Annotated in this window: 21 protein-coding genes and 1 other RNA gene; 3 read left to right on the top strand and 19 right to left on the bottom strand. The window is 40.4% G+C overall.

The window, feature by feature from the left end:
- Window positions 1–36 precede the first annotated feature (36 nt).
- From HY960_02745 to HY960_02735, 3 genes are read left to right on the top strand one after another with little or no spacing between them, the layout of a single operon-like run.
- Window positions 37–1080, top strand: a complete 1044-nt coding sequence (locus HY960_02745; GenBank protein ID MBI5214649.1) for a PD40 domain-containing protein — start codon at window positions 37–39, stop codon at window positions 1078–1080.
- A 36-nt stretch (window positions 1081–1116) separates the two neighbouring features.
- Entirely contained in the window at window positions 1117–1416 is a 300-nt protein-coding gene (locus tag HY960_02740; protein ID MBI5214648.1) for a hypothetical protein, read from the top strand.
- A 10-nt stretch (window positions 1417–1426) separates the two neighbouring features.
- A complete protein-coding gene (locus HY960_02735) occupies window positions 1427–3229 on the top strand; it encodes a M28 family peptidase (GenBank protein MBI5214647.1) in 1803 nt (600 codons plus the stop codon).
- 83 nt (window positions 3230–3312) lie between these two features.
- Here HY960_02735 and HY960_02730 read toward each other — a convergent pair whose 3' ends face one another.
- The 19 genes from HY960_02730 to HY960_02640 all read right to left on the bottom strand — a co-directional run bounded on the left by HY960_02730 (window position 3313) and on the right by HY960_02640 (window position 18487).
- Window positions 3313–3792: a hemerythrin domain-containing protein gene (locus tag HY960_02730; GenBank protein MBI5214646.1), complete on the bottom strand. Its 480-nt coding sequence runs from the start codon at window positions 3790–3792 to the stop codon at window positions 3313–3315.
- A gap of 8 nt (window positions 3793–3800) precedes the next feature.
- A complete protein-coding gene (locus HY960_02725) occupies window positions 3801–4097 on the bottom strand; it encodes a hypothetical protein (protein ID MBI5214645.1) in 297 nt (98 codons plus the stop codon).
- Window positions 4098–4190: 93 nt separating this feature from the next.
- The gene (locus HY960_02720) at window positions 4191–4562 is read right to left on the bottom strand and encodes a metallopeptidase family protein (protein MBI5214644.1); all 372 of its coding nucleotides are present in this window, start codon (window positions 4560–4562) and stop codon (window positions 4191–4193) included.
- 1 nt (window position 4563) lies between these two features.
- Complete coding sequence (locus tag HY960_02715; protein ID MBI5214643.1) at window positions 4564–5271, bottom strand: YIP1 family protein; 708 nt, start codon at window positions 5269–5271, stop codon at window positions 4564–4566.
- 98 nt (window positions 5272–5369) lie between these two features.
- Entirely contained in the window at window positions 5370–6743 is a 1374-nt protein-coding gene (locus HY960_02710; protein ID MBI5214642.1) for a tryptophanase, read from the bottom strand.
- Between the two features lie 127 nt (window positions 6744–6870).
- The gene (locus tag HY960_02705) at window positions 6871–7011 is read right to left on the bottom strand and encodes a hypothetical protein (protein ID MBI5214641.1); all 141 of its coding nucleotides are present in this window, start codon (window positions 7009–7011) and stop codon (window positions 6871–6873) included.
- Between the two features lie 14 nt (window positions 7012–7025).
- A complete protein-coding gene (locus HY960_02700; GenBank protein MBI5214640.1) occupies window positions 7026–8093 on the bottom strand; it encodes a cytochrome bc complex cytochrome b subunit in 1068 nt (355 codons plus the stop codon).
- Window positions 8093–8536: a Rieske (2Fe-2S) protein gene (locus HY960_02695; GenBank protein ID MBI5214639.1), complete on the bottom strand. Its 444-nt coding sequence runs from the start codon at window positions 8534–8536 to the stop codon at window positions 8093–8095. Before HY960_02695 ends, HY960_02700 begins: the two co-directional genes overlap by 1 nt.
- A gap of 4 nt (window positions 8537–8540) precedes the next feature.
- Complete coding sequence (dapF, locus tag HY960_02690) at window positions 8541–9470, bottom strand: diaminopimelate epimerase (GenBank protein ID MBI5214638.1); 930 nt, start codon at window positions 9468–9470, stop codon at window positions 8541–8543.
- A gap of 182 nt (window positions 9471–9652) precedes the next feature.
- Window positions 9653–10027: a transfer-messenger RNA gene (ssrA, locus tag HY960_02685) on the bottom strand.
- 85 nt (window positions 10028–10112) lie between these two features.
- On the bottom strand, window positions 10113–11471 hold the full coding sequence (locus tag HY960_02680) for a glutamine synthetase (protein ID MBI5214637.1): 1359 nt from the start codon (window positions 11469–11471) through the stop codon (window positions 10113–10115).
- A gap of 89 nt (window positions 11472–11560) precedes the next feature.
- Window positions 11561–12013, bottom strand: a complete 453-nt coding sequence (locus HY960_02675; protein MBI5214636.1) for an Lrp/AsnC family transcriptional regulator — start codon at window positions 12011–12013, stop codon at window positions 11561–11563.
- 791 nt (window positions 12014–12804) lie between these two features.
- Window positions 12805–14346 carry an AAA family ATPase gene (locus HY960_02670; GenBank protein ID MBI5214635.1) on the bottom strand — a complete coding sequence of 514 codons (1542 nt, stop codon included), beginning with the start codon at window positions 14344–14346 and terminating at the stop codon, window positions 12805–12807.
- On the bottom strand, window positions 14336–15049 hold the full coding sequence (locus tag HY960_02665; protein MBI5214634.1) for a toll/interleukin-1 receptor domain-containing protein: 714 nt from the start codon (window positions 15047–15049) through the stop codon (window positions 14336–14338). The genes HY960_02670 and HY960_02665 overlap by 11 nt, the downstream gene beginning before the upstream one ends.
- 125 nt (window positions 15050–15174) lie before the next feature.
- Window positions 15175–15384 carry a DUF2283 domain-containing protein gene (locus HY960_02660; protein ID MBI5214633.1) on the bottom strand — a complete coding sequence of 70 codons (210 nt, stop codon included), beginning with the start codon at window positions 15382–15384 and terminating at the stop codon, window positions 15175–15177.
- Window positions 15385–15386: 2 nt separating this feature from the next.
- Window positions 15387–15647 (bottom strand): DUF4258 domain-containing protein, encoded by a 261-nt coding sequence (locus HY960_02655; protein ID MBI5214632.1) that lies wholly within the window; start codon window positions 15645–15647, stop codon window positions 15387–15389.
- Window positions 15648–15718: 71 nt separating this feature from the next.
- Window positions 15719–15886: a hypothetical protein gene (locus HY960_02650; GenBank protein ID MBI5214631.1), complete on the bottom strand. Its 168-nt coding sequence runs from the start codon at window positions 15884–15886 to the stop codon at window positions 15719–15721.
- A 59-nt stretch (window positions 15887–15945) separates the two neighbouring features.
- Entirely contained in the window at window positions 15946–16323 is a 378-nt protein-coding gene (locus tag HY960_02645) for a hypothetical protein (protein MBI5214630.1), read from the bottom strand.
- 130 nt (window positions 16324–16453) lie between these two features.
- A complete protein-coding gene (locus tag HY960_02640) occupies window positions 16454–18487 on the bottom strand; it encodes a (Fe-S)-binding protein (protein MBI5214629.1) in 2034 nt (677 codons plus the stop codon).
- Between the last annotated feature and the right edge of the window lie 5 nt (window positions 18488–18492).

Raw genomic sequence — 18492 nt, 5'->3', positions numbered from 1 at the left:
TTTTAATTACACATAATCAACATGAACATGACAGGTATGAAATCAACTATCATTCTCCTACTATTTACAATCATCAATCTTACTTTTGTTCTTGCTCAATCCACAGATTCACTTCGCTTCCCCGATGAAAAGCATTTGAAAAATATAAAGCAATTGACCTTCGGTGGTCAAAATGCTGAAGCGTATTTCTCATTCGATGAATCGAGACTAATTTTCCAATCAGAACGTGATTCATTTCGATGCGACCAAATATTTTCGATGAATGTTGATGGAAGCAATCTCATGCTACTCAACAGCGGAAAAGGAAAAACTACCTGCGCATTTTTCCTACCCGGCGATACAACATTTCTTTTTGCATCAACACATTTAGGTAGTGATGATTGTCCGCCCAAACCGGATTACTCAAAAGGATACATTTGGTCACTTGTGAAATCGTTTGATATTTTTATGGGAAAGGTTGGAAGCAAAGAATTCAAACGAATTACAACAACGGATGGTTATGATGCCGAAGCGACTGTCTCACCAAAAGGAGACAAAATTATTTTCACTTCAGTACGGGATGGAGACCTTGAATTATACTCTATGGATTTAGAAGGAAAAAATGTTCTGCGTCTGACAAACGAAATCGGCTACGATGGCGGCGCATTTTATTCATGGGATGGTTCTAAGATTGTCTTTCGCGCAAATCATCCAACAGATTCAACAGGACTTTTAGACTACCAACAACTGTTAAGAGACGGTATGATTCGTCCGGGCAAGATGGAAATCTTTGTGATGAATGCAGACGGTTCAGGCAAGAAACAGATTACAGATTTAGGTACTGCAAGTTTTGCTCCGTTCTTCCACCCGAACGGGAGTCAAATCATCTTCTCCACAAACTACAGCGACCAAAAAGGTCGGAACTTTGATTTGTACCTGGTAAATACAGACGGTTCGGGTTTGGAACGAGTAACTTACAATAATACTTTTGATGGCTTTCCGATGTTTACTCGGGATGGAACAAAGATAGTCTTTGCATCAAACAGAAATGGAAAAGTACAAGGCGAAACAAATATTTTCATTGCTGATTGGGTGCCGTAATTGAAAAACCTCCACAGGAGAACATTGCTCTCATCCATGTTTTTCATTCTCCTCCTCGCGGTTCCTTCGTGCCTTTCGGTACAACGAACTGTTGACCAGATAGAAAGTTTTGAACTTTCGGGAATGATGCATTACACTTCCGTTGAAGGCGGTTGCTGGCAGTTTATCGGAAATGATGGAGAAACATACGAATTAACAGGTTCTCGTGTCGTCATCCTTCTCAGAGAAGGTTTACGGGCAGACCTTGTCGTTCGTGGTCCTCTTGACCTCGCAAGCGTTTGTCAGGTCGGAGAGGTTGTCGAAATTTTAGAAATCATCAGAACATACACAGATTAACAGGAATACCATGAAACACCTTTCTTTAGCGATTATCATTTTATTGTTCTTCACGCTCTCCGCGTTTTCGCAGGACGATGCCGGAATTAATTCAAGCAATATTACAGTTCAGGAACTTCAGGCACTTGTAAAATTTCTGACATCGGATGAACTCGAAGGTCGCGGCTCAGGAACAAAAGGAAATGAGATAGCAGCGAAGTTTATTGAAAGTGAGTTTAAGAGTTATGGTTTGCAACCGAAAGGAACGAACGGTTACTTTCAGGAATTCGATTTCATTTCGACAGTTAAAATCGGTGACGATAACTCGCTCTCGATGAAGGTGAAAAGTCTTGCGCTTGATTTCAAATTGAATGAACACTTCCGTCCATTAGGATTAACCATTGATACATCAATTTCTGCCTCTCTCGTTTTCGTCGGTTACGGTATTTCTGCAGAGTCGCTCAAATATGATGATTATGCAGGTGTTGATGTCAATGGAAAAATTGTAGTCATGATGCGTTACTCACCGAACGGAAATAAAGATACTGTCTTTAACAAGTACACACCGATTCGGATGAAAGCAATGACAGCACGAAACAAAGGGGCAATCGGAATGATTCTCATCAACGGACCGGTTGATGAACCGGAAGGAAAACTTGTAGCATTTAATTTTGACCGGGGCTTCGGAACATCAGGAATTGCCGCACAAACAATGAAATGGCAGGCTTTTGATTCCGTTCTTCATTTTGTCGGCAGGGATTTCAAATCAATTCAGGAACAAATCAATGCGATGAAACAACCGCAATCGTTTGAACTCGCTGACGTAATGGCAACCATGCACACGCAAACCATTAAAGTTCATGCGAAGACATCAAACATCATCGGCTATCTTGAAGGAGGCGACCCGAAGTTGAAGGAGGAAATCGTTATCGTTGGAGCGCACATGGACCATCTCGGAATGGGTGGAGAAGGTTCGATGAAACCTGACACAGTCGCAATCCATCATGGAGCGGATGACAATGCATCCGGCACAAGCGGTTTGTTGGAACTTGCTGAATATTGTGCCACCCATAAAAACGATTTCAAACGAAGTCTTCTCTTCCTCTCCTTCTCAGGCGAAGAACTTGGAACGCTCGGCTCAACATACTTTGTGAACAATCCAACAATTTCTCTCGAGAATGCAATCGCCATGTTGAACATGGATATGATTGGACGAATGAAAGAAAGCACTCTCGTGGTTGAGGGAATGGGTACATCACCGAACTTTGAAAACCTCGTGAAGAGTTCGAACGATGACCCTTCAATCAAACTCACCTTGAAACCCGATGGTTACGGACCAAGCGACCACGCACCATTCTACTCGAAGAATCTTCCCGTGATGTTTTTCTTCACCGGCACTCACCGGGAATACCATACGCCTGCTGATACGTGGGAAAAAATACAGTATGAAGGTGAACAGAAGATTGTTAGTCTTATCTCAAAAATCACAAAAGAAATTGCAAACCTGAATGAAAAGCCTGCGTTTACAAAAGCTGCATCGAGTCCGATGGGTGGCGACAGACCGGGCGCACGTGTAAGTTTGGGAATCATTCCTGATTACGCTTCGGAAATTGCAGGATTGCGTATTGGCGGAACACGAAAAGACAGTCCCGCAGAGAAAGCAGGATTGAAAGAAGGCGATGTCATTATCAAATTCGGGACGAAAGACATCAAGAATATTTATGATTACATGTATGTCTTAGGTGAATATAAACCCGGCGATGAAGTTGATGTTGTTGTAAAGCGCGGAACCGAAGACATCACGGTCAAAGCGAAGTTAGAGGACAGAAAGTAAACATTCCAGACTTTAGAACATGAAAAACCCCGAATGACTCGGGGTTTTCTTTTTCACTAAAATACTGAGTACTCAAAGACTCTTTACAGCATCTTCCTTGCAACTTCCCTCAACTCATCTTTCGTAAGAAGTTTCTGAACGAGCGGGAAAAGAATGTAATTCTCTTTGTGTATGTGGTTGACAAACAGTTGAACGACGCTTTTTGCAACTACAGACAAGCGTTTGATTGCCGAGAAACTATCGGGATTTGCTTTAAGCCGCTCTATCGCTTCGCGAAGAGAAGTAAATCCTTTCCGTAATTGCTTGTGGTCGTTCCGCATCAACTTCGTAGGACCTTCAACATACGTTTCAAGAATCGGGAATAATGCATCCTCCTCCTTCTTGTTATGTTCCTTCACTTCCCTTTCAATATAGCGAAGAGAAGCATCTAATTGCTTCCCGATTTTTGAGGTGTAACCGTTCAGACTTAAAGCCCCGACCGCAACATTTAATTTTTTCAATTGCTCTAACGCGTCATTGTGTTCTTGTAAAAGAACAGCAATCGGGTCAAATCGTTGTGCCATTGAAGAAACTACTCAACTTCTACAAGAGTTGAGTATTGCATTTTTCCGTCGTCAAGAAGTGCGTTGATTTTTTCTACCAGGTCACTGGTAATATCATCGTGGTCTTCGAGGTGGTCGAATTCATCTTGACTGTTACAAACAAATATCTCTGAAAACTTGTTTGCCTTGGTTTTATTCTCATAAATTGAATAATTTTTACCCATTTTGCCGGAGAGATGTGCTTTCATCTTTCCAGCAAGTTCAAGATAATCTTCTCGTTTTTCCGGTGCTATGCTGTATGTAATCTTAAAAATAATCTTTGCCATTAAATTTCCTTAATTTTTCGTGCCATAAATATACTAAAAAACTTCTATTCCATGCCATAGTTTTTTCATTTTTTTTGAATATTTCTTCAATCCTTAGTAGCCTGCTGCTCTGACTTCTTCTTCATTCATGCCAAAATGGTGAGCAATTTCGTGAATTAAGACCTCAGTCACCTTACTATCGATTTCCTGTTCAGAACTACAGGCGGCTTCAATATTCTTTTGAAAAAGCGTAATTTTGTCAGGAATTACCGCCGTCATTCCATAATTCGTATTCCTTTTTGTTAACGGTACACCTTGGTACAATCCTAATAAATGTTTTCGGGAACCGAGTTTCATCGTTCTGACTATTTCATCATCTGGGTAGTCTTCAACCACAATTATAGCATTAGTTATTAATTCTTGAAAGTATTCAGGGAGACGCTCGTATGCGCTCTCTACAAGTTGATGAAATCTGTCTGAATCCATACTACTGAGGTAGTGTAAAAAAGATGAAGGTTCCGGCAATTGTAATAACAGTAAGTCCGATTGCTACAATGCTGAATAATAAGGCTTTACCAAGGCTACAATCAAGTAGAGTCCGAATTCCAATAACATAAAGAAGAAAACTCCACAGCGAGAGTATTGCATCGAAACTAAAAAGAAAGATTGCAGATTGAGGCAACAACGTAAACGGATTCGGCGCTTTTGTAAAAAGGAAAATTCCGAACGTAATCACTTCAATCGGGAGTATTAGGAAGGCAGAAATTATCAATGGAACAAAAGAATACGATACAACACCCATCAAATTTCTAAAAGATACCACGTTACCTGTTGCGCGCATCAGGATTCTTAGAAAAAAGAGGTTGAGAAAGAAAATAATCAAACCGACAACCGGGCTGACTGCAAGCCATGCTAACATAAGTTCAACGATATGATTAGCAATATCACCTGCTTTGATAAGCCAGAAGATTAATGCAACAAAAGCGTAACCTGATAATGACCCCAGCAGCAACGAATAGTTTTTGTGCGTTGCAATGGCAATAGCATGAAATGCTTTTTTCGGGGTTTCAATCAATTTCCAGATAGTTCCGAACAGATCAAGCGTGTCAACCTTTTGTTGAATGTAACTCCCGCACGAAACACAGGAGATTTTCAGATGGTGATTTGATGTGTTACAGACAGGGCAAGTTATCATTTATCGGTTTTTGGTTACGGGTTACAGGTTCGAGGTTACAGGATATTTGTTGTTCTGAGATATGTGACCCGTAACCAGAAATCGGTGACCTATCAGCGTTAATAAGGTAAAAATCTAGCAGTAAAGTGTCTTAACATCGGTGCTTCATAAACGATTTTGTAGCCATGAAGTTTCGAGCGGTTGTTACATACTTCAATAACACATTCGACAACATAATCAATATGGCTTTGTGTATAAACACGTCTTGGAATTGCCAACCTTACTAGTTCCATCTGTGAAGGAATAAACTTCCCTGTCTCTTTTTCGGATTTCCCGAACATAACACTACCGATTTCAACAGAACGGACACCCCCGACCTTAAACAGTTCTGCAACAATCGCTTGTCCGGGGAACTGTTCAGACGGAATGTTTGGAAGGAATCGTTTCGCATCGAGATAAATTGCATGACCACCCGGCGGTTCAAGAATCGGAACTCCGGCTTGCACCAATTTCTCACCAAGATACTCGACCGAACGAAGACGATACTGTAAATAATGTTCATCAAGAATCTCATCAAGTCCTTGTGCCATCGCTTCTAAGTCCCGACCAGCTAAACCACCATACGTCGGGAATCCTTCAGTGACGATGAGTATGTTCCTTGCGTTTTGTGCAATCAGGTCATCGTTCAAAGCGAGAAAGCCGCCCATGTTGACAAAGGCATCTTTCTTCGCGCTCATCGTACAGCCATCGGCGTACGAGAACATTTCCTGAACGATTTCTTTTACAGATTTGTCTTGGTATCCCTTCTCTCTTTTCTTGATAAAGTATGCGTTCTCAGCAAACCTGCACGCATCAATAAACAATGGAATACCATACTTCTGTGCCACTGCTTTTGTCGCCCTGATGTTTTCCATTGAAACCGGTTGCCCCCCGCCTGCGTTGTTTGTCACCGTAATCATCACAAGCGGAATGTTTTCTTTTCCTTTTTCCTGAATGAACTTATCAAGCGCATCAACATCCATATTTCCTTTGAAGTCCGCACGTGCTGACGGGTCTTTTCCAATGGGAATAAGTAAATCGTGCGCCTCTGCTCCCGAATATTCGATGTTCGCACGAGTAGTATCGAAGTGGGTGTTGTTAGGAATGAACTTCCCCTTTCCCCCAACAATTGTGAAAAGAATTTTCTCCGCCGCCCGTCCCTGATGGGTTGGGATGATGTACTTAAAACCCGTAAGTTCCTTTGTTATCTTTTCAAAGCGATAGAAACTTCTCGCTCCGGCGTATGATTCATCACCATCCATAATTCCCGCCCATTGTTTGGCGCTCATGGCTGATGTTCCGCTGTCGGTTAGAAGGTCAATCAAAACGTCTTCTGCCTTGACCAGAAAGAGGTTATAGCCCGCTTCCTGAAGTATCCGTTCCCTTTCTTCCTGAGTAGTAAATCGTATTGGTTCTACAGATTTGATTTTAAATGGTTCTATTATCGTTCGCATGGTTTACAGTTTTCTGTTTCCTGTTTTCAGTTTCTAGTTGTAGTTAATTAGCAATATACAATTGACCAATCACTATTGGTAATTGTTAATTTGTAATAATTCGAAATTGGCAATTCGCAATTCGAGTTTATTCATCTTCCTTCATCTTGAAATAGACCAACATTCCAAGTATTGAAAGAACAAAGAAGGTGATGAAGAAAAGAGCAAGCCGTTCCCCGAAGGTTGGCAGTGATGATTGAAGAACTTGTGATAAACTATCTGATAGCATGAAGTTAATGGTAATTAGGAAGTCGTGTAAGCAAGTATGATTGTGATAACCATATACAAAATTCCCACAACCCCACAAAACGTAATAACCTTACTCGATTCGTTTCTCTCTGCTTTTCTGTCAATGAACGGGAGAAACATGACTGCCAGACTCAAAATTCCAACGAATGAATTTACAATCACTTCGCTGTTCATTCCAAAGATTGTTGACGGTACAAACTTTAATGTTTGAAAAAGCGGGAGAAAATACCATTCAGGTTTAATTCCAACAGGAGCAGAAGCAAAAGGATTGGCTTTTGTTCCTAACTCTGCGGGGAAAAATATCACCAAAGAAAACAAAAGAAAAAATCCTGCAATCCAACTTAAAACATCCCGGTAGATATAATTCGGGTAAAAGGGAATCCCCTTCTCTTTCGGTTGAACTCCAATAGGTGTGCTTGAACCGTGAACCTGATTCAAAACAAGATGGAAAATGACAACCAATAGCGTTGCAAGCGGTAAGATAGCAACATGCAGAGCAAACATTCGCTTCAAACTTTCGCCATCAACGAAGTCGCTTCCCCGTAATGTCTTGACTACTATTTCGCCAACAAGGGGAATGGTTTTCGGAATTTCCGTTCCGATTTGTGTTGCGAAGTACCCAAGCGTATCCCAAGGCAGAAGTGAACCGGTAAATGCAAACCCAAGCACGAGAAAGAATTGCACGACTCCGCTCATCCACATCAACTCTCGCGGCTTACGGTATGAACGCAAAAGCATCGTGCTAAAGAGATGAACGAAGACGCTCGCTATCATCAGGTTTGCCGACCATTTGTGCATCGAACGAATCAACCACCCGAACGGTACTTCCGTCATGATTTGGGTCATGCTTTCGTGCGCCGTTTCGGGCGTTGGACTGTAATACATCAGCAACAACATTCCCGTACCAAGTTGAATCACAAAGAAAAAGAGTGAAAGCCCACCAAATAAATACCAGAACGAATGTTTATGCTGAGGAACTTTCTTCTGATGCAAAAAATCAAGAACCAGATTCAAATGCATCCGTTCATCCACCCACGATTGTACTTTCGAAAAGAACTGCATCAGCCCTCCGAAATCAAAATATCCGTGGAGGTTAGTTTCACCCGGTACGGTTTTAGCGGACTTGGCGCCGGTCCGGATAGGTTTTTTCCATCCTTATCAAACACACTGCTATGGCAATTACAATGAAACTTCTCTTCTTCTTCCCGGTATTCAACCACACATCCAAGATGTGTACAAATCAATGAGAATGCTTTTACTTGCCCTTGCTCCGAGTTCATTACAATAATAGGCTTTTTCTTCAACCGGATAATCTTGAACGAGTTTTGAGGAACTTCAGAGAGTTTGGCAATAGGTAAATCTTTGAGTGTTACCTCATTCTTTGTGCGAGGATAGATATACTCAGCAAGAACATAAAATGCTGGAAGGATTGTCAGGAAGAACCAGCCAAAGAGAACTTCTCTCAGGAAACTTCGCCTCGTCTTTTGTGGGGTTGATGTTGCCATAATGCTAAGAACAAATTTTATGATGTTGTGAATCGTACTTGATTGAACCGGAGAATACGACTTTTGCTGAACCTGTTAACTCTATATCTATAAAACGATTACCATCTTTATTGAATCCAACAATCAGCGTTTCATTGCTTTGTGTTTGAACTTGAATCGGTGATGAATAACCATTAACTACATTCGTAATAACCGCGCAGGCAACTGAACCGGTTCCGCACGCTAATGTCTCTGCCTCGACACCCCGCTCGTATGTCCGCATCTTTATTGGTTGCTGTTTTTGTTGATTTGTCATTCCGAATCCCGCTTCAGCGGGTGAGGAATCTCTTTCATAGTTCTTTAATAAACTTACAAAATTTACATTCGTCCCATCACTTTGAAACGCTTGATGATTCCGTATCAATCTTCCGAGCCGTTCTATTCCCTTTTGATGAATTTCCTCTTGAAAGAGTTCCGGCAATTCGCTTTCATAAATTACTACATGAGGTGAACCGGTGTTAACATAATGATATTTGACTGTGTTACCTTCAATTTCAATCTCTTTACCTATCTGCAAGTCGGTTGGATTTTTCATCGAAAGCGAAACATTATCCCCCGATTTCCTTGCAGAGTAAATATAATCCAATGCCTCAAACTCAACTTCCGGTTTGATAAGCGAATCAAACATAAACATTGCAGAACATCTTCCTCCGTTACCGCACATTCCCCCGTAACTTCCGTCTGCGTTGAAGTAATTCATTCGGAAATCGGCATTGCTACTTCGTTCGATGACAATCAACCCATCTGCTCCGATTCCATAATGACGATTGCAAAGGACTGTTGCCGCTTTACTCCAATCTAAAGACAACTTCTCGCTACGATTATCAATCATAACGAAGTCGTTTCCGGCGCCGGTCATTTTAGTAAAGAATATTTCAACAATGTGTTGATTCATGGTTGTTGAAAATCAGATTTTTTATTGAAAGAAACAAACCTTCTGTCCGTCACCCTGAATTTATTTCAGGGTCTATGGGCGTCGAGACAGATGCCGAAATAAATTCGGCATGACCTTGTAAGGGGTTTTCTTAGAAACAAAAGTGCCACTCATTCCGCCCAGGCGGGAGTGAGTGGCACTTAATGTGGAGATGCGGGGAATCGAACCCCGGTCCGAAGAGAAGACCACCGAAACTTCTACATCTATAGTTTATTCATCATTTTCTCGATTGCGAACTATGGAATAAACACACTATCCGCAATCCAGCTTAATGATTTCATTCCGAACCCTAAGCATGATTCGGAACTATCCCGATTAAAGCGACACCTCTTGCCATCCACCGGGCATAATGACAAAAGATGCGTTGCTTATTTAATTAAGCAGCGAGTGCGTAGTTATAGTTTGCACTTATATTTTTCCGTCTGTTTTCTAGTGCCGCCGAAGCGGCAACGTGAACTACGGAGATCACGAGATGCTATTCCGACCATCCTACACTCCGTCGAAACCATGTCATCCCCAACATGAATTGTCAATTATCAGTTAACTTTTGACCATTGACAATCTTCGTATCAATATACTTGAATTTTCTTAAGGATTCAACATTTAATACTTCTCAAGATACTGGTCAATTTCCCACGAAGTAACCTGCAAACGGAATTCATCCCACTCTGTTGTTTTGAGGTGAAGAAACTTCTCGAACGCATATTCTCCGAGCGCTTCTTTGATTAACTCATCTTTCTTAAAATTATTCAATGCGTCATATAAATCTCTTGAAAGCGTATCAATCTTCCTTTCGCTTGCTTCCCGCTCGGAGAATTCATAAATGTTTTCTTCAACCGGTGCGGGCGGCGTGAGTTTCTTTTGAATTCCTTCCAGACCTGCCGCAAGCATAACCGCAAACGCAAGATACGGATTTGCCGCAGGGTCAGGACAACGGAGTTCGGCACGTACGGCTTTTTCTCTTCCCGGTGTATATCGGGGAATGCGAATGAGCGCTGACCGATTCGTCTGTCCCCAAGCAACATAGACAGGCGCCTCATAACCAACAACCAAACGCTTATAAGAATTAACTGTAGGGTTAAGAATTGCATTCATCCCTTTGATGTGCGTCAGTTGTCCCTGAATGAACGAGCGGGCGCATTTGGAGAGATGATAATCATCCTTCGAGTCGAAGAACAAATTCTTTCCCTCAAGATTGAAGATGCTTTGATGCACATGCATTCCCGAACCGTTAATGCCTGCAATTGGCTTGGGCATAAACGTGGCGTGTAAATCTTTGTGTGCGGCGATGTACTTCAAGGTGTATTTGAATGTCGTGGCTTGGTCAGCCATCGTAAGTGCGTCGTTGTATTTGAAATCAATTTCGTGCTGACCCGGCGCGACTTCATGGTGAAGCGCTTCGACATCAATCCCGAAATCCATCAATGCAGTCGTCATCTCCTGACGAATATCAACTGCTAAATCTTGTGTCTGGTCGAAATACCCTGCTGTATCGTGCGGAAGCGGAATGAGTTTATGGTTTTCCCTTTTGAAGAGAAAGAACTCAAGTTCAGGTCCGACATTATAGACATAACCGAGTTTCTTTGCTTTCTCAAGTTGACGTTTCAAAATATATCGCGGGTCGCCTTCGAACGGTTTTCCATCGGGCATATACACATCGCACATGAAACGGGCGACGATTGGTTGGTTTCCGGTTTTCGTCCATGGAATAACAGCGTACGTATTCAAATCGAGTTTTAAATACATATCGCTTTCAAAGATGCGAGTGAACCCTTCGATGGAAGAACCGTCGAACCAAAGCCCGTCGTCAATAACGCCGGAGAGTTTGGTAATCGGGATGGTGATGCCTTTGAGGATTCCGTTCAGGTCGGTGAATTGTAATTGGATGAACTGTACTTTATCCCGCTTAGCAAATTCGAGAATGTCTTTTTTGTTAGGAGTTGATTTGGTGTTTTTAGCCATGATAGTTTTATGTTGATGTTGATAGTGTGGTTGATAAACGAATTGACGATGTACGATTGAGTCATTGATTCATTCTTCAATTATAAAATTTATTTCACCTTTATACGCGTTGTTTCTTTTGATGATGATAAGACCAAATGTGTTTTTGTTCCGATGACTCCTTGCCATGCCTGAATTTTGCTGAGAAGTTTTTCGAGCGTGGAAGTGTTTTCTGTTCTGATTTTGATGATGTGCGAACCCTCTCCTGTTACCGCATGACACTCGATGATTTCATCAACGTGCGCGGCGTGGTCGAGGAAGGATTGGTAGTGTTTGGATGAATCAACCGAGACGAAGATGAAGGCGGTGATGTCTTTACCGAGTTTCTTCGCATCGAGTTTTGTGTAGTATCCTTCGATGATGCCGGCATTTTCTAATTTCAGTAACCGTTCGCTGACTGAAGGGAGAGAAAGCCCAACTGACTCTGCAAGTTCGTTTCGCTTGATTCTGCCGTTTTGTTGGAGCGAATCCAAGAGTTTGATGTCTATCTCATCTAAAACCATGCTATAAATAAGGAATAAGTTAGATTTACTTTAATTATTTAGGTATTATTGATTATTCGCCTGCCAATATAAGGCATATTTAGAAAACAAGCAAGTAATATTCAGGGTATGATAAAATATTTTTACCTTCCACTCGATTTTGATGTAATTTTCTGAAAAATTATAGTTGAATTGTTCCCAAGATTCCTACAATTGTTGGGAACTCTTGTGCAATTCTTTCCTACTTTTCTGCAATTCTTGGGAACTTTTGTACAATTCCTCCCTACTTTTCTGCAATTCTTGGGAACTTTTGTACAATTCTTCCCTACTTTTCTGCAATTGTTGGGAACATTTGTACAATACTTCCCTACTTTTCTGCAATTCTTGGGAACTTTTGTACAATACTTCCCTACTTTCGTGTAATTGTTGGGAACTATTGTACAATACTTCCCTACTTTTCTGCAATTGTTGGGAACTTTTATACAATACTTCTTTACTTTTCTGCAAATATTAGGAACTATTGTACAATACTTCCCTACTTTTCTGCAATTGTTGGGAACTTTTATACAATACTTCTTTACTTTTCTGCAAATATTAGGAACTATTGTGCAATTCAGTCATATATTAAGGATATTGCAGGAAACATTAATATCAATAAGTCAGATATTATTACTGATATAGGAGTCATTAACACTAATATTCCATTTATTAGTATTGATAATGGAAAGATTAGCACCATGCTTAGAGATTGGAATTACAATTATTGAATTAACTGCCCTACCTAATCAGTAAATTCACCTCCAATGGGAATGTTATTTTTCTTTTGTGTACTTATTCAACAGATTAATGAAGTCATCATCCTGAAGATAATTCTTCCAATCTTGATCATCCTTCACATAAGTAGCCGTTATTCTTCTCTTTTGTAAACTTAGCTCTAAATGAAAGAAAGCTTCCTTTTTGATTTCTTTTGCTGCATACCAACAAGCTAAATTATAGCACTCTCCACCTAATTCCAAAGCCTTTTGGTATTTTTCAAATGCCTCTTTTTGCAATACTTCTGCTTCATTCCCGGTTTTTGTCTGGGCTAAATAAACTAAAACTAAACCCCAGTTTGCATATGCTTCATGGAAATCCGGTTTAATGGATAGACTCTTTTGGTATTTTTCTATTGATTCAAAATATAATGAGTCTGCTTCGTTCCCCGTCTTTGTCTGTGCTAAACGTGCCAAAGAATTACCCCAACTGATAAAAGCACTATTGTTTGTCATATCTAATTCAGCTGCTTTCTCAAATTCTACTGCAGCCGAGGCATAATTGGATTCGCGGTCATATTCATATCCTTTCAATATATGTGAAGTGGCAAGTTTTCTATTTTTTTCTATTTCCTGAGGTGATAATATTTCCCAGATAGGTTGTTCATTTTCAACAAGTCTATAAAATTGTGCATAATGATAGGATATAAATAAATCATTATTCGTGTCCTCGGTTAGCACCGGAATATTTTCTCCATAGGCATGTTCAGGCTTATACGGTATTTTGGCAATATTGAAATAGTTAACCAACTTACATTCGTCAAGCATGTATGAACTTTTCATTAACGATTGAAACTTTTCGGTGTATTTCTCTATCCAATCTTTCAATGCAATATAATTCTGGTTGTCTATTCTCGAGGGTAAAGGTAAAATAGTTAACTCTCTATCGTCATGAGATTCGAAGCGATAAGGTATACTTTGTTGTGCTACATCGAGAACACCGTTTATATTTTGATTACTTAATGCAAACACTAATACTAATATTTGAGGCATTAACATCGTACATATCCCACCGGTATCGGACAATCCTGTTCGAGAGTCAATTAAAATATAATCGTATTCCGTCTCAAGGTACTGAGCGAATGTTCTAAAGAACGATGGTGATTTTCTATAAAATTCCATCCAATTTATTGCCGTAAGTCGGGTGGTATATTCATCATCAAATTTGCCAGCCTTCATTATATCTAATCGGAATTCGCTCTTAGCAATTGGAACATCTTTTTGTATGTACTTGTGTATATTTCCTGATAAGAAATCAATATATCCTCCTTCACTGTTTTCTGATTCACTTTGAGGAAAGTTCATTAAGTCAGTTATGAAATCCAGTAAACCCAGGTCGTCCTTTTTCACAACATCAAGAAAATAAGAATGAAGACCGGGCGCTTCCAAATCCCAATCTATGAGTAATACTTTCTTTTTTTGTTGTACCATAAGGCATGCAATATTTACTAATGCCATACTTCTCCCAACTCCACCTTTGTACGAGTAAAACGTAATCGCTTTGCCCTTCATACTTGTATTCTGTTGTTGGTTAATATTCATTTTTCTTCATTCTTGGCGGGTTATTGGATTCAGTTACTCTTTGTTGTTCTTTTTGCTCTCTTATCCATGCTTTTATTTCATCATCTGTAGGAATAGGTATATCGGCACACAATTCTGTGAAACTTACATCCGCTGTTAACAATTTAAAATTCTGCAAAAATATTTCATAGATATCATCTTTAAATTGTTCTAATGCAGCACTTGATTTATTACTTAACACAATGTGCCTTAGAAGTTTTATCTCTTTTGCATTTTTATTCCCGATACACGTTGGAAATGCACTTGCCGAGCCTCGATATATGATTGGAAGAATAAAACAATAACCCTTTTCATGATTATCGCGTATCTTTTTTTCCACTTCAATGGCTCGATACAGTTCCTTCGCGCACCAAAGGTTATCTTCATGTAAATAAGTGTTATGATAAAACGGGATAAAAAAATAGCAGGCGACTATTCCATCATAAATCTTCTCATCAAATTCATTCCCCCATTGAATTGAATTTTCATCAAAAAATACATTTTTAATATTTGTAACTTTAAAGGCTTCCGATGCAATGATATCCTTAAATTTTTTCATAAATACTTCATCGCCGTCATTTCGCCTATAACTTATAAAACTTGAATACTGGAAATTCGAAACACGGGTTTCTTGAACATTACGTTTTTCATGTTCTGTATTACGCATGTTTTTTTGTTTACTCATATTACGTCCTCATCGGTTTTATCTGATAACCGAATCTATTTAACCATTAAAATAATGGAGTTATTTGTATTATTGTTGTGTTTAATTTTCCCTGCCGCATTTAATGTATTGAAGCAGGTATGAAGTTATGCAACTTGTAGCACCTTCTTATTAAATCCTATTTCGTTTAGCCTTCCTACTTTCTTCGAGGCATTCAATATTTCGATGGAGACGAGAGAGCCATCTTTATCAAAGTCGGCGATAACTCCGGCTCTAATTTCATCCGAATCTTCAATTGTATTTTCTAAAAAAACAATCGAAAGACTATCTGTTTCCTTGTCGTATTTTATATCCATAATTATTTCCAATATCGTGTAATTTGTGAAGTACTATAAACTGTAATAACAACAATTTCTGAAGAGTCCTCTTCGACAATGACTCGAAGCAATTTTTGTTTTCCGCTCTCTTCGATGAGCGATTGATGTATTTGCCTGTTGATATCATCCTCATCGGGAACAATTTGTTCAGGATTTCGAACGACTTGTTCAATAGTGCTGTGTCGTAACTTGCGAGCAGCAAGTCGTTCTTCAGCATGGAGCGAAAATCGAATAGGCTTCAAGTTTAATTCAAGTTAAGTTAAAAAATGAACAATTAATATCAAATAAAGAAGAACTTTAAAGAGTAATTTCGCTATTGAACATTCTTCAATTTCCTCACCGCCTGCGTAATATTCTTCTGAGAGAATATCGCATTCTCTTCCACTAACACATTCGCACCGGCTTTGATTAATTCGGGAGCGGTGGTACCATCAACGCCGCAGTGAGACTCAAAGTTTTCATCGAGATTATAGATGTTCATCTTGTTTCCACTTCCCTATCAAGTATTCAGCATTGGAATGTATCAATGCAAACCACGAATTATGCCGATGCTAAAAATCCGCCAATCACCGACAACATCGGTTTCAGTTTCTTCTGAACCGGATCAACATCTACCCCAAAGTTTTCTAATGCTGTTGCACCAAGAAGAAAAAGTGAATTGGGTGGTCCAAAAATAACAGGGCAGGGAATTTTTCCTTCCAACGATTCTATTTCAAAGGTACAAAAGCCAAATAATCTAAGGTCTTGCCGTCCATCTGCAAGAATCAAATTTCGTTTTCCAATCGGCTCTACATGTATCCTTTTCAAATAATCTTCCGGTATGAATGAATACAATGCTCCTGTATCTATCCAAAAATCAGCCTCAAAGTTTTCATCGGGATTATTGCTGTTTGAGACTTTAATTTTTTTTTGAAACATTCCCATAACTTCTTCTTATATTTTTTGTTCTACATGTCTGTGCGCTTGAAAAAGTAGAAATATTCTAAGCGAAAAGCAAAGCTAGTTTTGAGTGATAAAATCCATTCACGGACAGGCTCAACTAATAAATTTAATGAGAGGAATTGATTGCTTCCAGCACTAACTCTGCAATATCCTTCACTTGTACGTTGTCTGAGGCTTCTTTGTCCTTCACACCATCTGTCATCATTGTCATACAGAAGGGGCAGGCGGTTCCAATGACATCGGGCTTGAGTGTTAGGGCTTCTTCTGTTCGTTCGATGTTGACACGCTTGCCTGTGGTTTCTTCCATAAACATTCTAGCGCCTCCTGCGCCGCAACAGAACCCTTTGTCACGCGTGCGGTTCATCTCAACAAGTTCGACTCCCGGAATTGTTCTCAGTGTTTCACGGGGCGAATCATACACTTGATTATATCTTCCGAGATAGCACGAATCATGATATGTTATCTTCGCTCGGTTCTCGTTCGAGAGTTTGAGTTTTCCCGTAGTAATCAGGTTCTGAATAAAATCGGTATGGTGAACAACTTCATACTTCCCTCCGAGTTGCGGGTATTCGTTCTTGAATACATTGAAACAATGCGGGCAGGTTGTAACAATCTTTTTGACGTTGTAGTTATTCAATGTCGTCAGATTATCCATCATCAGCGTCTGCGCTAAATATTCGTTCCCTGCTCTGCGAGCTGGGTCGCCGTTACATTTTTCTTCTGTGCCGAGAATAGCAAAATCAATGTTTGCAATGCGCATTAATTCGGCAAATGCTTGTGTTACTTTTTTATATCGTGCATCGTACGAGCCCGCACATCCGACCCAGAACAAATATTCGGCGTTCGGTTTCTCCGACATTCGGGGAATGTTCAATCCCTCCGCCCAATCCGCCCGCGAAGCATGGCTGAACGCCCACGGAGTGAAGTTCCGTTCGAGATTCGTGAACGTCGTCTGTAATTCTTTCGGAAAGCGGGATTCATTCAACACAAGATACCGTCGCATATCAACAATTGAATCTACATGTTCAATCTGCACGGGACATTCCTGAACACACGCCATGCAACTTGTACACGCCCAGAGTTCGTCCTCTGTTATGTAGTTGTCAACAAGTTGTTTTGTAAGTAACCCGGTTTGAGGTTCGGGGTTTGAGGTTTGTGAGCCGTGAGTCGTGAGTCGTGAGTTGTTAATTAGTAATGGCGCCTTTTCCATCAGGCGGTGGCGGATATCAACAATGATTTTCTTTGGAGAAAGCGGTTTGCCGGTGATGTTCGCGGGGCACGAGTCAGTGCATCGTCCGCACTCGGTACAAGCGTACCCATCGAGAAGTTGTTTCCATGTAAAATCTTCTACATCGGACGCGCCGAACTTTGTAAGAGTCTCATCAGCGAGATTAAGCGTTTTGAGCGTTCCGCGCGGTTCGTGTTTTGCAAAGTACACATTCGGAATCGAAGACATAATATGGAGATGTTTCGAGTTCGGGAGATAGTTCATAAACCCAAGCACGAATCCCATGTGTATCCACCAGAACATCGTAAACCACACTTCTCTCCCTCCTTCCGAAGTTCCTGCAAACAGCGAAGATAACGAGGCGGAAATTACTCTTGCGCTATTCCCTTCATCTATTCCCAAACCGATGCGTACTGCATTTTGCCCGAACATTGAAAGCATTATCATTAATATCATCATCAAAATTAATGTCGCATCGAATTGTGCATGTCCGGTTACATCCAACCGTTTCGGTTTCGAGATATATCTTCGATACAAGGCAATTCCAATGGAAATAATTACCAAGCCGCCAACAATATCCTGAAGAAAAACTAACGGTTTGTAAAGTATTCCGAGAAATGAAAAAGAGAACCCAGGGAAAAATCCTTCGCCGATAGATTCGAGAATGGCGAGGAGAAGAATGACAAAGCCCCAGAAGATAAAGAAGTGCATCACCCCGGCAAGCGGTTCACGCAGAAGTTTCGTATGTCCGAACGCAATGGCGAGAACATTGCTGATTCTTTTTTTCGGGTTATCGTTCCGTGCTTCCGGTTTCCCGATGTTTAAAAAAGTAATCAGCCTGCGGACACTCAGTCCGAAGTTGATGAATGAAGCGAGAAGTACAATAGCAAAAATTACAGGCTGTAAGGTCATAACTA

Source organism: Ignavibacteriota bacterium, from assembly GCA_016212665.1.
Lineage (GTDB): Bacteria > Bacteroidota > Ignavibacteria > UBA10030 > SZUA-254 > FW602-bin19.
The sequence above is the reverse complement of the archived record's forward strand: the minus strand, read 5'-3'. Positions and strand labels throughout refer to the sequence as shown.